The 18,085-nt window shown below is 37.3% G+C and carries 11 protein-coding genes; all 11 read right to left on the reverse strand.

Going from position 1 to position 18,085, the window contains the following annotated elements; translation table 11 throughout:
- Positions 1-134: 134 nt before the first annotated feature.
- The 11 genes from sprA to O9307_RS12175 all read right to left on the reverse strand — a co-directional run bounded on the left by sprA (position 135) and on the right by O9307_RS12175 (position 18,084).
- A complete protein-coding gene (gene sprA, locus O9307_RS12125) occupies positions 135-5,216 on the reverse strand; it encodes a cell surface protein SprA (protein ID WP_298299687.1) in 5,082 nt (1,693 codons plus the stop codon).
- Positions 5,217-5,239: 23 nt separating this feature from the next.
- Positions 5,240-5,821: a Holliday junction branch migration protein RuvA gene (gene ruvA, locus O9307_RS12130; protein ID WP_064716333.1), complete on the reverse strand. Its 582-nt coding sequence runs from the start codon at positions 5,819-5,821 to the stop codon at positions 5,240-5,242.
- An 88-nt stretch (positions 5,822-5,909) separates the two neighbouring features.
- Complete coding sequence (locus O9307_RS12135) at positions 5,910-8,195, reverse strand: NADP-dependent malic enzyme (protein WP_298299691.1); 2,286 nt, start codon at positions 8,193-8,195, stop codon at positions 5,910-5,912.
- A gap of 141 nt (positions 8,196-8,336) precedes the next feature.
- Complete coding sequence (locus O9307_RS12140) at positions 8,337-8,762, reverse strand: CBS domain-containing protein (protein ID WP_064716331.1); 426 nt, start codon at positions 8,760-8,762, stop codon at positions 8,337-8,339.
- 66 nt (positions 8,763-8,828) lie between these two features.
- Positions 8,829-10,700, reverse strand: a complete 1,872-nt coding sequence (locus O9307_RS12145) for a trehalase family glycosidase (RefSeq protein WP_298299696.1) — start codon at positions 10,698-10,700, stop codon at positions 8,829-8,831.
- Positions 10,697-11,911: an MFS transporter gene (locus tag O9307_RS12150; RefSeq protein WP_298299699.1), complete on the reverse strand. Its 1,215-nt coding sequence runs from the start codon at positions 11,909-11,911 to the stop codon at positions 10,697-10,699. The genes O9307_RS12145 and O9307_RS12150 overlap by 4 nt, the downstream gene beginning before the upstream one ends.
- A 10-nt stretch (positions 11,912-11,921) precedes the next feature.
- Entirely contained in the window at positions 11,922-12,854 is a 933-nt protein-coding gene (locus O9307_RS12155; RefSeq protein ID WP_298299702.1) for a carbohydrate kinase family protein, read from the reverse strand.
- 2 nt (positions 12,855-12,856) lie between these two features.
- Positions 12,857-14,035 carry a fructofuranosidase/invertase gene (locus O9307_RS12160; protein WP_298299705.1) on the reverse strand — a complete coding sequence of 393 codons (1,179 nt, stop codon included), beginning with the start codon at positions 14,033-14,035 and terminating at the stop codon, positions 12,857-12,859.
- Positions 14,036-14,171: 136 nt separating this feature from the next.
- Positions 14,172-15,482, reverse strand: coding sequence for an MFS transporter (locus tag O9307_RS12165; protein ID WP_298299708.1), 1,311 nt, complete (start codon positions 15,480-15,482; stop codon positions 14,172-14,174).
- Between the two features lie 333 nt (positions 15,483-15,815).
- Positions 15,816-16,727 (reverse strand): hypothetical protein, encoded by a 912-nt coding sequence (locus tag O9307_RS12170; RefSeq protein ID WP_298299711.1) that lies wholly within the window; start codon positions 16,725-16,727, stop codon positions 15,816-15,818.
- A 4-nt stretch (positions 16,728-16,731) separates the two neighbouring features.
- Complete coding sequence (locus O9307_RS12175; RefSeq protein ID WP_298299715.1) at positions 16,732-18,084, reverse strand: vanadium-dependent haloperoxidase; 1,353 nt, start codon at positions 18,082-18,084, stop codon at positions 16,732-16,734.
- Position 18,085: the final 1 nt, after the last annotated feature.

An 18,085-nucleotide genomic window follows, 5' to 3' on the forward strand; every position in this document is an offset into this window, starting at 1 on the left:
TATTAGGGCTATTTTGATGAAGGTGTTCTAACACTTCAATCTCTTCTTTTTTTAGGTTTACATATCTCATAATGAGATAAATATACAAATTTAACTACATATAAACAATAAAATACGACATTATTTTATTCTGATTACTTACTTTGAAAACTGTATGCGTAATTTACTGTTGTATTACTCATCTGGTCTACATAACTTTCTATTTCATAATCATGACGTTCTACCTCATTATAAGATTGAGAAAAAGTAAAATTCTCGGGATCATACACATGTGGTTTTTGTTCTGGACTTCTTTCTTTTCTTACCCCAATAAAATTAATGCTTGTACGTTTCGTATAATCAATTGCTCGATTTTGGATATTATCTCTTGTGGCTTTATCTGTAGTTTCTCTTAGTAATTGTTTTAGTTTTATATCTTGGTTAAATGGATCGTATTCGGGCGTAATTACTTCCTCTCCTATGCCGTAATTAAACGGTAAATTAATCCCCCATTTTTTGGGTAATAATTGTCCCAAATTCAAATTAGTGACTATACCATATTGCTGAATATCTTCCCTACTTCTTTCATTTGGACTTTGTTCTAATGCTCCAAAACCAATGGTGGTTTTTCTTCCTGTAAGCGAAAGCGTAGCAAAATCTGCCATATTAGTGTCAATATTCAGCAAGGCTGCCATTCCGCCCTTATTGTCCATATCAGCCAAACGCAACTCATTAAACCATACTTCACCAAGAATTGGTTGTCTCAATTCATCATTTTTCACCCCAACCATCAACGTTCTTACCAAACCAAAATTGGGATTTCCTTTGATTCCTATTCGCAATCTATTGGTTTTACCAGACAAAGAATTATCCAACTCATCTTCGAATTTATAAAAAACACCGTCTGGTGGAAGTGTTGCGGGATCAATACTCATGGCTAGAATTTTCAACTTGGTCAACAACTCTAATTTCAAATCCATTTCATTGGCTTCGGGCCAAACTGATGATGCTCCTACCTTACAATCTGAAGATGGTGCCGTTACCTGTAAAGGGATTTCAATTTGATAAAAATTCTCTGTAAAATCGTTTCCAAATCGAATAAAACCAACCATCTGATTGTCTCTTAAAGCAATTTCTTTAGGCAAGGATTCGGCATGCAAGAACATTTTCAATTTGTTATACTGTCGCATATCTATACTTACGTTTTTGAAAACCGCTCTGGAATCATTTGGTTCTAAACCATCACCTGAAACTCGCAAGGCCAAAGATTGCTCGTTTTGATTAATAACCGTATTGTTATTAAACAATTGCTCTCTAACTACCCCAGGAGGCGTTACATAATTGATAGGACAACGCTCATTATTTTCTTGAATATTGACAGCTAAGACATCCAAGGTGGTATTGTCATCGGCTACATTGGTGTCATTGAAATCCATAGAATTAGTATAACGTCTCCATTCCCCACGCACCAAATCTAAAGCACCGAAACGAAGGGTAATGGGCGACTCAAAATTGGTCATAAACATTCTCATGAATCGGATAGAACGAAAATCTGAGATACCACCAATCGTGTTTTGTGGCTGTGCAACAGGAATCTTAAACTGAATCCATCGGGCTTCAGTTGCGGAACCGTCAGGCAAAGTTACTTGCGTATTCCTGATATCGGTAATGAAATTTTCGCCCACATTCATATTGGGTTTCATATCAATACTGTATTCATAATAAGCATTGATAGTATTCATTGTATTATCGCGATTAATATCTTCTACATCGGGAAAAGTAGTCGAACCTCTATTGGCATCCGAAATATTAACAGCTGAATTTCCATCTGTCCCATTAAAGTTTTTATAACGATCTAAAACACCTCCGGTAGTATTTGCAAAATAAGTATAATCATCGGCAGCAGGATCTTTTTCGGAAGCATAATTAGCGTACACTGTAGCTTCTTGATCATTTTTCATACCGTCAAGCCCAATGTCCTGATTGGTTCTATTGGAGGCATTTCCGTCAAATGCATAAATCAAAGATTGAGATGCTGGAACGTCTCCCCAAATAGGTCTTGGATTCACCAAAATTTGATCAGGTCCTAACCCATTTTCATATTGTTTTCTTCCGTCTTTCAAAACATCTTCGGAGATTTCTCCCAAGTTAAAATACAATTTACCAGTATTAGTTGGCGTATTGTTTCCTTTACCAACATAAGGATCCAAAACCCAAAATTGAATATATTCTACGTTACCTTGCTCAAAATTGGTGGTATTGATGGCGCGCATAATCCCTCCAAAATTATCTTTTGGCGTATTCGCAAAGACAGACGAATTATTGTACGGCCCTCTATCTTTCGGATAATAACTTAGATCTAGCGTATTTACTACTTGAGTTTGTCCTTGCGCAATATCTGTATTGGGATACAATTCTTCACTAAAAATTCGTCTGGTCGTATTCAACGAAATATCATCATTTGAAATACCCGTTGGCTTTTGGGTATAAAACAAGGGATCGATCGTATACCAAGCTAATTTGGCTCTTTTGAAACCATAACTCAAATCGGTCGCACTTTCATTAAAATTATATTGACTTTCTGCATCATTAACAGGTGTAGATGATAAACTCCAAGCAAAAGGAGAACGTAAATCTATAGTAGATTGAGAGCCTTCAAAGTCATCTACATAAATGGTGGATTCACCATCAAAACGATCTGCTTTGGGGGTATCAGGTTTCAAGAATGCAATTTCTCCTCGAACGGATAAATTTGAAGGTACATCGGTATCAATATTTGGTAGCTTATTAACCAAACGAGTAAAGAAAGGTACTTCTGTAGAAAAATTTCCATTGAAACCAAAAATAGTATTGTTTACAGACTCCTGCCCATAACTCGATTTTTGGGTAAATGGACGTTCAGACATTTTTAAGTAAGTCCCGCCAACTACAAATTTATCCGAAAATTTATGTTCTACATTTAAACCTATAAAACGTCTGGTTTGTTGACCAAAAATAGAGTTATTTTCTAATGATACTTCAACCGGAGTATTGGAAGCTAGCAAAGAAGGATCCAAAATTTGCACACGCCCTAATTGGTAATTAACGCTATAATCTACGCCTTCTACCAAGCGTCTTCCCGCAGCAGTCACTACTACAGAACCTTGTGGAACATTAAGTGCCCCAATAGGAATTCCGTCACCCGCCGATGACTTATATTTACCTCTAATTAAGTACTTGTTTTTATCGATGTCTTGTAAAGCTCCAGCCTGAGTGTTGCGATACATACTTCTAAAAACATATTTCTTTTGATTGGGATTATAGGTATCTACATCGCTATAATTTTCTGCAGAATTTGGTGTCTTCAGTTTAGAGAAAATCAGTTCTCCAAAGGGTTCTTTGGTAGTAAACATGATTCTACCATTCTGAGTATCTACGGTTGTTCCTGGAATAAAATCAAAGAAACCATCACCACCTACTTGTGGATCGTTATTAAAATTCAGACGATCTAAATTAAATACTTTTAATAAAGGTGTCTCGGCTACTTTGTTTTCTGGTGTAGGATTCGAAGGAAAAGGAGTTCCCGGAACCTCTGTGATATAATTAATGGGTGAAGGATCGGCATATAAGATATTCATTCGGAAATCTTCTTGCTTTAATTGATATCCTCCAGGTACTTGATAAATATTTTTCATCATCAAGTTCCAAATTGGGTCCTTCACATTAGTCAAGTTGCTTTTCAGCATTTTCAAGATCAAACTTTGTGTAATAATGGCTTGGGGTACGTTATTATTTCCGCCTATAACATTCGTTGCATCTACTCCATCATTTCCAAATTCTCCCACTTGGTAGACTTGATCGCCAATGGTATATTGGTAAGCAACCGCCAAAACCTCATCATTACTCAAGCGTTGTTGCAATGAAATAAAACCTAATTTTGAATTAAAAGTATACTCATTAGCTGTAAGCTTTCTTGCATTTTCTAACTTAGAATAATCCCTTCCTTCAGCAACTGTAGTATTAAATCCTGAACTGGACGTAGCGATTTCTCTAATATTTGAATTCAGTAATCCAGTTCCGGAAGCGATTTGAGCAGGATCATAATCATTGTTTGTATTATCAGATGGGGAATTTGCTGGATTGTTGAAAATCCCAGTTGAAGGATTCAAAACAACCACTTCATTGTCAGCCAAACCTGTTAGTTGTGCTTCTCCTAAATCCTGAAGCGCAATAATATTTCTTAAATTATTCGAAGTGGCGTTTACTCTGTTTTGCCTATTAGTAACCCAAACCTCGATACGCGTAATTTGCACCCTACTATCAATGAATGGGTAGCCTGCTAGGGCTTTATCATAACGACTTCTGAAGTATTGCGACAAGAAAAAGTGACGGTCATTGTCATAATCCAAAGCAAAAAGCTCATAATTTTGAACGGTTCCTCCGCCCTCAGCAACCAAACTTTTGGTTTGTGATTTTTGCTCCGAAAAAATTCCGGTTAATGTAGTTTTCCCAAACTGTAATTGTGTTTTTACCCCAAACAAACTCTGAGCTCCACGAATCAATGAGCTATTAAGTGGCATGCTCACGTTTCCTACTTCTATTTTTTGAATAATATCATCTTCTGAAGGAGTAAATTCAAGCTTGATTAAATTTTGAAAGGCAAAAGTAGATTGCGTGTCATAATTGGCATTTACTCCTAAACGAGTTCCCACTTTTCCCATTAAACTCATACTGATGCGTTGATCAAAATCAAAAGAAGTATTAGCTCTATTTCTTGGAGAAAATGAAGGATTATCTTGTTTTGTGTAACGTACCCCAAGGTCCATTTCTACAGAACCTGTTGGCTTAACATCTATCGTATTACTTCCAAAAATCGATTCAAAGAAACTAGACTTTACATAAAATCGAGGCAACAAATCCTTTTTTGCTTCTTCGGCGCCCTGTTTTTTACCATCGACGGCATCAGCTTTTTTCTTAAAATAATTACGTCTTGTCTCTTGCAACACTAACTTTTCGTACTCTGCAGGAGTAAGTATTATTGGAAAATTGATATTGATTCCGTCAATAGAATTAGTATACACATATCGATCCGTTAAAGGATCATAAGTGTAGGAAGATATGATACTTTTAGGGTCTTTAATTTGAAGTTTCCCTACCGAATATCCTTTTTTTACCGTATCTTGAACCGATGGATTTACTTGACCATACGATACAAAACTGGTACATACAACAAGTAAAAAAATACAAATTTTATGCATGCAATGGGACTCTCTTGGTTCTTTTACAAACTTTTTAAGGCTTTCTTAATAATCGTTTCTACAGTAGCATCAGGCTCAGCTAAGACAATTTTCTCGATAACTTTCTCGCAAGTCTTTCGAACAAAACCTAAAACTTCTAGAGCAGATAACGCTTCATCTTTGTTTGTATTGCTTTGCGATACCGAAAGTTCGTCTAAATCATATAATTTGACAATTTTTTCTTTCAAATCTAAAATAACACGCTGTGCGGTTTTGTTCCCAATCCCTTTTATGGATTGAATAGTAGCCACATCGCCTGAAGCAATAGCATTGGTGATTTGTTTAGGGTCCAAAGAAGAAAGCATTGTTCTAGCAATACCAGCTCCTATCCCTGAAACAGATAACAATAACCGAAAAATTTCTCTTTCGGATTTTTCTATGAAACCATACAAAGTATGAGCATCTTCTTTGATTTGAAGATGGGTAAATACTTTTACAAAATCAGCATTGGGCAATAACGAATAAGTGTGTAACGAGATATTGATATGATACCCCACACCCCCACAATCTATAACAATATGGGTTGGCGATTTTTCTACTAATTTCCCTTGTAAATGTGCAATCATGTATTTGTTTTAATGAACCAAATATAACAAAAAAGTCTAGCATTTGACTGAAAATCATCTGCTAGACTTTTGTTGTTCTTTAATTTATTTAATTACTTGCTTTTTTCTTTTGTTTTTCTTGAGCATCAATGATAGCAATAGCAGACATATTTACCATTTCTTCTACACTAGCACCCAACTGAAAAATATGAACCGGTTTGCCCATCCCTAACATAATTGGTCCAATAGAATCTACTTTATTCAACTCCTTCAAGAGTTTATAAGTAATATTGGCCGATTCTAAATTTGGAAAAATCAAGGTATTCACTTTTTTATCAGCTAGTTTAGAAAACGGAAATTTAGCTTTAAGCATTTCTGGATTCAAAGCAAAATCTGCTTGAATTTCACCATCAATACAAAGATCAGGATGATTTTCATGCAAATAGGCCACCGCCTCACGAACTTTTCCCGCACTTGGATTGGTAGAAGAACCAAAATTAGAATACGAAACCATCGCAATAACAGGCTCTACTCCAAACATTCTTGCTGTTTTGGCCGTCATTAAGGCAATCTTAGCTAAATCATCTGCCGACGGATTGATATTGATAGCTGTATCCGAGAAAAACATCGGGCCGCGCTTGGTCATCATAATATTGGTTGTGGCTACAATAGAAGCTCCTGGTGCTTTATCTACCAATTGCAACATCGGTTTCACTACAGAAGGATAACTTCTAGAATGTCCGCTAACCAATGCATCGGCTTCGCCAACATTGACCATCATAGCGGCAAAATAATTACGCTCGCGCATTAATTTTTGAGCATCCAAGAACGAAATCCCTCTTCTTTTTCTGGTTTCCCAATATGTTTTGGCAAAACGATTTCTTCTCTCTTCTTCTTCCTTTTCCTTAGGATCAATAATGGTCACATCAGCATCAAAACCTATTTCTGCTTTCAATTCTAAGATAATTTCTTTGTTTCCTAACAAAACAGGGAATCCAATACCTTCGTCATGAACAATCTGAGCTGCTTTCAGTACATCCAAATGATCGGCTTCAGCAAAAACAATAGATTTAGGATCTGATTTGGCTCTTGTGGTAATCATTCGAACCAATTTGTTGTCGTGTCCTAAACGTTCCAACAACTCATCTTTATATTTTCCCCAATCGGTAATTGGGTTTTGTGCTACACCAGAATCCATAGCCGCTTTGGCCACAGCTGGAGCGACTACCGCAATCAATCTAGGATCGAAAGGTTTTGGGATAATATATTCGCGACCAAAAGTTAGTTTTGTAGCTCCATAAGCCACATTTACTTGTTCTGGCACCGATTCTTTGGCTAAAGATGCCAACGCTCGAACGGCAGCCATTTTCATCGCTTCGTTGATTTTGGTTGCTCGAACATCCAAAGCTCCTCTAAAAATATAAGGGAATCCCAACACATTATTCACTTGATTCGGATAATCCGAACGTCCCGTTGCCATAATGATGTCTTTTCGAGTAGCAATCGCTAAATTGTATTCAATCTCAGGATTTGGATTGGCCATGGCGAAAACAATTGGATTTTCGGACATACTCAAAAGCATTTCGGGTGTCAAGACATCTGCCGTAGAAAGACCTAAGAACAAATCACAACCTTTCATCGCTTCGGCAAGACTTATAGGCTCACAATCTCTTGCATATTTTCGTTGCAATTCGGAAATTGAAGGATTGTCTTTAGTCAACAAACCTTTACTATTAAACATGTATACATTCTCTGGTTTTATGCCTAAAAGCACATACAAATCAGCACATGCAATTGCAGCAGAACCCGCTCCAGAAACTACCATTTTGATATCCTCGGCTTTTTTATTGGCTAATTCTAAAGCATTAAGCAATGCTGCCGAAGAAATAATCGCTGTTCCGTGCTGGTCATCATGCATAACCGGAATATTCAATTCTTCTACCAATCGTCGTTCGATTTCAAAAGACTCCGGCGCTTTGATATCTTCTAGATTAATTCCTCCAAAAGTGGGAGCGATATTTTTTACTGTTTCTATGAATTCCTCTACATTTTTGGTTCCAATTTCGATATCAAACACATCGATATCCGAAAATATTTTGAACAAAAGCCCTTTTCCTTCCATTACTGGTTTTGAGGCTTCGGGACCAATGTCTCCAAGTCCCAAAACTGCTGTACCATTGGTAATTACAGCTACTAAGTTTCCTTTGGCAGTATATTTATAAACGTTGTTTACATCTTTTGCAATTTCCAAACAAGGCTCAGCGACACCTGGTGAATAGGCTAATGACAAATCTCTTTGTGTGGCATACTTTTTTGTGGGTACTACTTGAATTTTTCCAGGAGTTGGCTTTGCGTGGTATAATAAAGCTTCCTTTCTTTTATTGTTATTCTCCATTTTTTTAGATTTTTTTCTAGCTTACAAAGATAAAGGTCTAATCTCAAACTAGCCTTCAAAAATTAAATTTTATTAGAATCTTTGTTGAAAAACAAAAAAAGCCGCCAAAGCAGCTTTTAAAAAGTCATAATTTATTTTTTATTACTGTGTAATGTATGAATTTAAATGTGCAATTGTTTCTTTTTGCATTTCGATAATGGCTTTTACCACATCACTTATAGAAATTATACCCACAACTACATCATTTTCAACTACCGGTAAGTGACGAACTCTTTTGGTACTCATCAATTCCATGCAAAACTCTAATTTATCCGAAGGACTCACGGTAAATACTTCGGTAACCATGATTTCATGAACGAATGCTTTTTTAGATGATTTAGATTTTAAAACAATTTTACGAGCATAATCTCTTTCTGATAAAATCCCTTTTAGAACGCCTTCTTCAATAATAAGAATGGCACCTATGTTTTTTTCGCTCATTACTGTTAACGCTTCGAAAACAGTGTTGGTGGAAAGTATAGAAAAAACATCCTTCCCTTTAGTACTTAATATTTGATTAACAGTCATATAATTTGTTTTTAGAGAATCATAAAAATAAAAAAAATAAACCTTCAAAAAACACAAAAGTGATTTTTAATCATAAAAAAAATAATCCGGATGAATTTGTTGGTTTAAATAACCTTTCCATTTAGGTGCGAGTAATGATAAACCACATTGATACGATGCATTGACCCATCCAAAACCTTCTTTGGCAATGTAATCAAACTCAGTTCCAACATTGCCATACTCGGCAAATACTTTATGAGAGCTAATTTCTAAATCGAATTTTTCTGGAATGGTACCGTTGTAATCCACTGCATTGGTGGTAATCAACCACAACCAGCGGTAAACCATTTCCTGTAATTTGGATTCAAAACCGTATTTTTTTAGTCCTTCCCACAATAGCATTTGATGAGGCGCCCAACCAAATGGATAATCCCATTGCCTTTGGGGAGATTCGGGGTTTACATTGGCCACGCTTTCAGCTGTACTTCCAGCTATACCTCCCGTCATTACAAACTTAGGCAAGGTTTTTTCTACCAATATTGCAGCTTGATCTTGAGAACACAGTCCCGCCCACAAAGGGAAAAAAGTGGAGGCCGCTTCAAATGGAAGAGACTTCTTATTCACAAAATCGTAGTCAAAATACATTCCTTCTGTTTCATTCCAACAATACTTATCCATCAATGCCTTTCGTGTTTTGGCCTTATCAAGCCATTCTTGTGATGAATACGTTTTGTTTTGAGAAACAAAAGTGCCTTCAAAATAGGTTGCAATAAAATAGGCGATATCTATTTCATATTTGTATAAAAAGCTATTAATATCAACCGAATTCAAATTGGCACAGGAATTAATTAATCGGTTGGTGGTGTCATGACCACTTTCTCGCATGCTTCGATCATGTATAAAATATTGATCCAAATCAGCATCGACAAGGCTTCGGTCTAAATATTTTTTTTCAAGTTCTCTTATAGGAAGTTGATATTTTTGAGCAAAAGGTTCCAAAACTTCATCAAAATGTCCTGGTTCTACTTCAAACGGCATTCCGATTCCATCCGCTTTATAACGGCTCAAGCCTGTTGGCGTTAATCGCTCGCCCATAACCATCCAAACCGAATGATATTCTAGAATTACAGTCTCTAAATGACTTGCCAGCCAAGCAATATCTGGTTTTTCATGGTCTACAATGGCACGAAGTAACGAAGAATATAATGGAGGCTGTGTTCTGGTTAAATAATAACTTCTGTTCGCATTTAAAATTTTACCATAATATTCTATTTGATACTTAAAATTGGTTGCAATGGCTTTGGCCAAATCTAGTTTGCCATCTATTAATAACCCCAAACCAATAAAATAGCTGTCCCAACCATACATTTCGTTGAAACGCCCACCTGGAACCACAAAAGGAACGCCTTTAACTTCTTTATCGTCTTGGCTTGTGGCCAAAGCCAAAAGTCCAGGTTTAGTATTTAGGGTCTCAACATAGTCCATCGAATACTTCTCAGGCAAAATGGCTACTTTAAAATTCCCCCATTCTTTTTCTAATGCTGAAAAATAAGCTACTCCTTGTTTGTCTTTTTCAGATACATAAAGGGTAGGGATGGTATTAGTCGTTTTTTCATCTCGGAGAATTTTTTGCAATCCATTGCGGTCGATAACACGGGTAAGCTCATCCCAATAGGACTCGCGAATTTTTCTTGAAATTCGTTCAACTGGTGGTTCCTGAATTCGGTCTAAATTAATCTCCCCGTAAACAAGACCTTGTTGCTTCATTTCTGCTAATTCTTGCAAAAGATTAGACAAATGATAGGTTCCTTCAACTTCAAATTGAACCTTTGTATCACTATCAGTAAGCGCAAATAGTCTGGGACCGGCATCATCTTTGGTTATTTTGTTATCATTATCCGTATCTTCTTGAAGCAATAATTGCTCGAAAACGGCATCAATCTCTACTACTATTTTCATTTAATCGTCGTTAATTTTTTTAATATAAAAAAGGAAACCAATAGCAACAACATTGGAATCAAAGTGTAATAAAAAGCATTTTCGGGACCTTCATTTTTAAACAAATACCCGATAATTCTTGATCCTAAAGTTCCTCCCAAGGCTGAAAAAACAACGATCAATCCTGTCATTGAGCTGTGTAGTTTTTTGGGAAGCGCACTCAAGACGACTGAATTCAACAAAGGATAAATTGGCGCTATGAATAGCCCTACTAAAGGAAAAGCAAATCCTATCAATGGGATATCGGATAATGAAGTAATCGTTTTTACTTCAAGCCCCACTGCTTTGGGCAACACAAAAATCACAATCAACATGGCAATTATGATGCAGGAAGTTAAAATCCAAATCCAATTGATTTTTTTGGTTAAAAAACCAGCTGCCAATCTTCCTACTGCTAAAGAAATAGCCAGAATACTTGCCATCATAATGCTAATATTTTCAGGCAAATGGAGCACTTTGCTATTAAAAGTGGGCAACCAAGACATAATTCCTTGTTCAATCATCACAAATAGAAACGCACTAATAACAAAAACTATCGTTAGTAATTTGGCCATTAATTGAAACATTTGTTTAAAATCGTCGAGTAGATTGACTCCCGGAATCTCCACTTGACTTTCTGACTTTGCCAAAAACAAAAAAGCAAAAGAAACTCCCGACATTCCTGCCAACAACCAATACACGTTGAGCCAAGCATCGGGATCGGTTTCAGAATTAAAGGCTGGAAATAAAAAATAAGCCAATGCAATGCCTATCATAAAAACCCCTTCGATACTGCTCATTAAACTGTTATGCTCTTGTTGATTTTCGGTGACTGTTCCGATAAGAGAATAAACTGAAACCTTGATTAAGGCAAAAGAAATGCCGACCGTTGCAAAAAGTAATTTTGCCGAAGTAAAAGAATTGCCAAAATACATCGTTATACAAGCCAAAAAAACCATTGCTAAGCCAATAAGCATAGCTTTTTTGTATCCTATTCTGGGTAAAAAAGAAGCTACTAAAAAAGAAACGATGGCTATGGGCAAATCTTTGAAGGCTTCTAATATACTGGCCTCAAGCTCATCTACTCCATAATTTCTTTGTGCTTTAAGAATTACAATTCCTACGCTATTAAGCAAAATAGCAAAGACAAAATAATTAAGGTACATCGCCCATTTGATCGTATTTTTTTTCATGTGTTGGTATTTATTGGTTTAAGTAGTTGACAATATCTAAATCAGAAGGTAAAGCGCCTAGGTATTGCAGTTTTAGAACGGCTAGTTTTTGTGCGATCAAAAGGGTTTCTTCCCAATTTTTTTGTTGCAATTGAGCATATAAAAACCCAGTCCAAAACGCATCACCAGCTCCAGTAGTGTCTTTTATTTCGGCGATAGGCAACGCAGCTTGGTGTATTTTTCCGTATTCTTTATCCGATAAAATCACACCATCTTTTCCTTTAGTCAAACAGATGGTCGTCGCACCTAACTCATGAAAATAATCTAAAATAAAAGACTCTGATTGCGTTTTACCAAAAAAACGAAAACAATCATCTTCGCTTAACTTAACGAAAGGATCCGTAGCCAAATAAAGTGCGATTACTTTTTGGGCTTCATTGCGATTGGGCCAAATGCGTTCCGAAAAATTAAGGTCAATACTGGTTTTTACACCTAGCTGTGTCGCAAGTTGTGCAGTTTCTATAATCGTTTTTTGTGCTGGGTTTTTACTCAAGGCAAAGCAAGTTGTGTGAAAAATCTTGGCTTTTTGTAAAATCTCATTTGGAAATTGAACAGATTCTATCAAAAAATCCGAACTACGATAGGAAATAAAGTCTGGCGTTCCTGTCGATTTCGAAACCAAGATAATAGAGGTTGCAGCGGTTTCACTTTGGGTTACGCCTTGCGTTCCAACTTTGACTTTTTGCAAACTATCCAAAATAAAATTACCCATTCCATCGGCACCGCAACTAGCGACTAGCTCGACACTCAATCCTAATTTTGCCGCATTCATGGCGACGTTGGTTGGTGAACCTCCTAGAAAACGTTCATAAGAAGTAGTTTCAGCAATTGTAGCATTGGTTTGTTGGCCAATGCAATCAATCAGCACCTCACCGGCACAAATAAGGTCTATCGTTTTTTCCAAAATTAAAGTAAGAGTTTAAAATTTGCGTATAAACTTTGATGCAAAAGAACGGCTCCAGCGGCACTCCAAGCGCAAAAAGGCACTCCGTTTGGCGCTTTTGTTGCTGTGTTGAAGTTCTCATAAAAACTAAAATCAGCTAGGGCGTTCGCACTATTGACAGCAGTTAAAAGGTGAGTCGCTTTTGTCGTTTCATTTTTAGACAATAAGGCTAATCCAAAGAAACCATTGACCATAGGCCAACTACCACCGTTATGAAATTCGTTTGGATAGTTTCGAAATTCGTATTTGCAATTGTTTTTGAGTAAATACCAATCAGGATCGGTTTCATGAATGGGAGGCCAAAAGGCGGGTAACAATCCCAAAGGACGTTCTTGTTGTAAAGTAATGGCATAGTCCAAAATTGTTTTTTGAAAATCGGCTGTGCCTACATTTAACAGCAAAACTAATGAATTCGCAAAACCATCAAACTGTGTTTTATAACCAGCTGGGGAGAAGCTACAAGGCATGTAATTTTTTAGGTTACATACCTCATAGGCTCTTTCGTGGTATTTTTCCCCAACGGTCTCAGGACAAAAGTTCTGGATAATGCATTCTTCTATTTGCTTAATTTTTTTTTCTATAGTTGGTTCTTCGACGAAATGGTTATAGCTTTTGAGTGCCCAAATTCGGAGTAATTGATCGTACAAGACATATCCATCTGTGATGTATTCGTCGGCCCAATTGCCAGACAAGGGAACATAAACCAATCCGCGATTATTGAATTCCCAAGCGTCTAAAAGTTTAAAACATTTCTCTATTTTGGCGGCGTGTTCGGCCAGAAACGAAACATCATTAGTAGCATACGCATACTGACAAACGCCAATAACAAACCAAGTTACGGCATCTACTCGTCCGGCTAAGCCTCCAAAACTTACTGCTACTTCTTCCTCGTCAAACAACACGTTCGATGGAATAGTTCCCAATTCATGCTGAAAATTGGCTAAAGTCTCTAAGGTTTTTTTGAAAGTAGCAATTAACGTTTCATCGCCTGAGGCCAAAGCTGCCAATCCGCAAATCACTCCATCTCGCGCCCAAACTCTTTTGTAATTAGAAATGTCTTGGGCGCTGGCTAAAAAACCTTGCTTTGAGGAACATCGTTTGAGTAGTTCTATAGCTTTTGAATAAGAAATATTACTTGTCATGGTCAATACATTGCTTTTTTTTGCGTGAGGGATTGAAGCTGGCTACCGAAGTAGCGCGTAAAGCCCGACCGCTTGTAGCAAAGGGGGCAACTAGCACGCTCCGATAAAAGCCCCCTTTGCTAGAAGTGGTCACGCCCTAATTATCTTTTAAAACGGTTGGTTTACTCTTGATTAATAACGTACAAAGCATACTACACAAGAGCAGTACTCCTGCAAAAGTGATGGCGAGTCGCGCGTCGTTGTGTAAAAAATGTTTGAGAATGTATCCAAAAGTGACGTTTTGAATAATCATTGGAATCACAATCATCATATTGATGATGCCCATGTATACGCCGTAGCGTTCTTTGGGGATTTCGTGAACGACCATTAAATACGGAATACCCATCATACTCGCCCACCCGATTCCGAAACCGGTGATGGCGAAAAACAATACATTCTTGTTTTCGATGTGCGGAAAAGCCAAAAATCCTAAGGCTGCCAAGAGCAAACAAAAGGCGTGAACGGCTTTTGGACTAAACTTTTTGGCAAATCCTACCAATAAAAATGCGGTCAAGAAAGTAACTACATTGTACCAGCCATTGACCAAACCTGTCCAACTCACCGCTTGTTCATAAGCAGCGGGATTGCTTTGTGGCGTGGCTTGCCAAACGGATAAGGCGATGCTTTTGGAGGAATTTTGCCAATAACAAAACAGCGCGTACCACTGGAACAAATACACCAAAGCCAGTTGCCACATCACCCGAGGCATATCGCCAATGGCAGAGAAAATTTCAACTAAGGGTTCGAACAAACCTCCTTTATGCGATTTCAAAACTTCTAATTCCTCTGGCGTTGGCGGGATTTCACTGGTCGTTTTCATACTCCACCAAATAGAACCTATAGAACAAACCGCTCCCAGAAAAAAGGAAGCATACACCCAAGTAGGCAACGAACCCGTTTTGCCAATAAAAATCATCGGGAAAATAAAGAGCGAAACGTTGGCCAAGGTTTGCCCCAAACCAGTAAAAAAACTTTGCATTTGAAACCCAATCGGCTGTTGTTCTTCGTCTAACTTATCGGCAATGAAAGCGCGGTAAGGTTCCATAGCCGTATTATTTCCCGCGTCCAAAATCCAAAGCAAGCCAGCCGCCATCCACAACGAACTACTGTAGGGAAACAACAACAAACAAATACTACAAAGCAAAGCTCCAACAAAGAAATAAGGTTTTCTTCGACCCCAGCGCGGGTGCCAAGTGCGGTCACTCATCGCGCCAATCAAGGGCTGAATCAATAATCCGGTAACTGGCCCAGCCAAATTTAATAACGGAATTTCGTCTGGACTAGCACCCAAAAAATCATAAATAGGATTAACGGCACTTTGTTGCAATCCAAAACTGTATTGAATGCCAAAAAAGCCAACATTCATGTTCCAAATTTGCCAAAAATTGAGTTTTAGCTTTATCGCCATAAGTCATGCATCGGTTTAGGTTAGTTATAATTTGTTCAAGTAATATTTAGGAGCAGTAATCAAAAGGCTTCTTTGCTGTCATCGTCCCGCCATCCGCTATATCTTTGCTTTTTTAAAGGAAAAAAGCAAAGGATGCCGCTACTGTCGGGGCTAAAGAGAAAGATGGTTTCGTTTTTGGGCATCACTTCTAACTCGAAATCAAATTAAAAACCGAAATTTAATCGTAATCTATCAATAGCACACTGATTTACAACAAAAAACGTTTTCAGAAGAACCGAAAACGTTTTCGAATATGTTGATTTTAGGAGGAAATGGGTGTGAAAAGAGAAAAAACTACTCTACTTCGTAAGGCATAATAATTTGGGTTTCCCAGTCTAGTTCTTCTCCTCCGTTGAACGGATTCGTAAGAAAATGTTCCAACACTTTGTTTTGTAGTTTCAAATCGTGTTTTTTAGCATAATCCATCAAAGCAAACCAAGCTCTGTCAGACGTTCTAAAATTACCATAATAAGTTGCCTTAAGACCTTTCAGCGCAGGAATCGTTTTGAATTTCACATTAGCGTCAGCAATCACTTTTGTCGAAGGGTCAATTGGAAAACAATAATTAAAAACGATTGCTTCTGTATCCAAATTCCAATCAACAATTTCTACATAAGGTCGGTCAACGATTTTAATATTATGGGTATATAAAAATCCAGTAATTGTAGCATCATTTCCTATCATCGTTTGTGCTTTTTCTTGCAACACACTTTTGAGTTGAATGTAAGCAACATATACTGGCTTTGAAGTGCCTTCTCCGTCAATTCTAACTTTCAATTTTTTGAGATGCTCATTCAACCCTTCGCGCAAATCTTTGACTTTCCTAATTTGCTCGGTTTTAAATTTGGTCGCAAAAAAGGGAGCTGTGATTTTGTTGTACCAACTCTTCCCAATTTCATTGATTCCCACACTTACTTTAGACACTGAGTCGTTCAAAGGAGTAATTCCCCAAACATAAGTATAGGCAGTATCTCCAACAGTCATCTGCTGTTTTAGGTAATCAAAATTATTTTTTTCAACTACAGTAAAATGCTCTTTTCGCTTTTGTTTTTGAATATTTGACCATTCTTGTATGCCTTGAAAAACAGTTCCAGAAGCTGCTTTTGCGGTAAATGTAATCGTATAATCCGATGCTTTAATGCCAAAATACCATCCCAAAAAAAGAAACAGCACAACACTACAAAAAATACCAATTTTCTTCTTCATCGCCTTACTTGGTCATTTTTAATTTACTATTGATGAACTTACCAATCATTTTTCCTTGCTCCACTCCGTTTACAATTGCTGCACGGTAATGAATTCCGCCATATAACCTACTCATCGATGCTTCGTCGGCCGCTTGTTTAAAAGACGTAAATTTCCTTTTGGGCAACCCAAACGGAATCTCAGAATCGTCTACATACGCAAAATTATCTCCGAAAATTGCCGTCAAAATCTCGGCAGAACAGGCTGATAAAACTGAATGCCCACTAGTATACTCTGGAAAAGGAGGCGTTTGCAATTGTGGCTTCCAGTTTTCGTCTATGTATTGATTGATATAGGTTTCTGGTCGCACTACATTGGTTTTGAACTTTTGGTCCCAACAGCTGATGAACGATTCGAAAACACCAATTGATGTTTTGGTATACACAAAAACCGTTTTATTAAAATCTGTTTTTGCGGTTTTACACGCTATTTTGGCAATATTTATCCAGTGCGCATCGGGTGTATTCTTCTTTTTCGCAAACATCATGTGCCCTTGTGTCACGGTAGCATACGGATTGCAATCCCAAAAAGTTGCTATAGCAGATTCTTCTGGAATTGTAGTGCTTTTGCTCTTTTCCATAGCCAATAAATCCTTAAAAATCTTATTCCCTACGTCATAAGTTTCTTTTGCTTCTCTATAAAAATCTGAGTTTTTATCCGTAGAAAAAGGAAAAGGTGCTTTGGGCTTAAACTGAGCTGATGAGTCCATTACTAAGGTTCTAATTTTCCCCCAATGTGGTTCAACTGCATCCATGTAAGCGGGTGGTGTGGGTTGCCAACGAGCCGGTTGGTCAGCATGAACCGAATATTTAGGCATCGTTCTTGTTTCTTTGTAGTTGTCTTTTCCCATCCATTTTGCAATACGGTCAACCACTTTTAGTGCATATTCCTTAGAAACTTCAAATTCTTTTTCATTTTCATCACTCCATTTTGCGTACAAACTATCGCGGTATTTCTCAATAGCTTCTTCAGAAAAAACGAGTTTTTTACTCACTTCCATCTGAGCAATTAAGGCCGCCAACGGAACATTGACTCCGCTTTTAGGGTCTAAAACTGGAATAGAATCCAAGCCTTTTAATTGCCCTTGTAGACTTTGATACTCTTTACTGTTTTGCACCATAATCTCATAAGCCGCAACATTAGGATAAACATAGATTCTACTCGCTACCGGTGGCGAAAAAATATCATGAACCATAATTCCAGTTACCGTATCAACAGCTGCACAATAATCATTTGAGGTAATTGTTATTGCTTTTTCCTTTTGACAAGAAACAGCAATAAAAAAAACACACAACAGGGTTAAAATTGAAGATTTCATT

The organism is Flavobacterium sp., assembly GCF_027531905.1.
GTDB lineage: Bacteria > Bacteroidota > Bacteroidia > Flavobacteriales > Flavobacteriaceae > Flavobacterium.

What these genes read in the sequence shown, in the direction of transcription:
- sprA (WP_298299687.1), bottom strand. Translation starts at nt 5,216, where the DNA reads ATGCATAAAATTTGTATTTTTTTACTTGTTGTATGTACCAGTTTTGTA.
- ruvA (WP_064716333.1), bottom strand. Translation starts at nt 5,821, where the DNA reads ATGATTGCACATTTACAAGGGAAATTAGTAGAAAAATCGCCAACCCAT.
- O9307_RS12135 (WP_298299691.1), bottom strand. Translation starts at nt 8,195, where the DNA reads ATGGAGAATAACAATAAAAGAAAGGAAGCTTTATTATACCACGCAAAG.
- O9307_RS12140 (WP_064716331.1), bottom strand. Translation starts at nt 8,762, where the DNA reads ATGACTGTTAATCAAATATTAAGTACTAAAGGGAAGGATGTTTTTTCT.
- O9307_RS12145 (WP_298299696.1), bottom strand. Translation starts at nt 10,700, where the DNA reads ATGAAAATAGTAGTAGAGATTGATGCCGTTTTCGAGCAATTATTGCTT.
- O9307_RS12150 (WP_298299699.1), bottom strand. Translation starts at nt 11,911, where the DNA reads ATGAAAAAAAATACGATCAAATGGGCGATGTACCTTAATTATTTTGTC.
- O9307_RS12160 (WP_298299705.1), bottom strand. Translation starts at nt 14,035, where the DNA reads ATGACAAGTAATATTTCTTATTCAAAAGCTATAGAACTACTCAAACGA.
- O9307_RS12165 (WP_298299708.1), bottom strand. Translation starts at nt 15,482, where the DNA reads ATGGCGATAAAGCTAAAACTCAATTTTTGGCAAATTTGGAACATGAAT.
- O9307_RS12170 (WP_298299711.1), bottom strand. Translation starts at nt 16,727, where the DNA reads ATGAAGAAGAAAATTGGTATTTTTTGTAGTGTTGTGCTGTTTCTTTTT.
- O9307_RS12175 (WP_298299715.1), bottom strand. Translation starts at nt 18,084, where the DNA reads ATGAAATCTTCAATTTTAACCCTGTTGTGTGTTTTTTTTATTGCTGTT.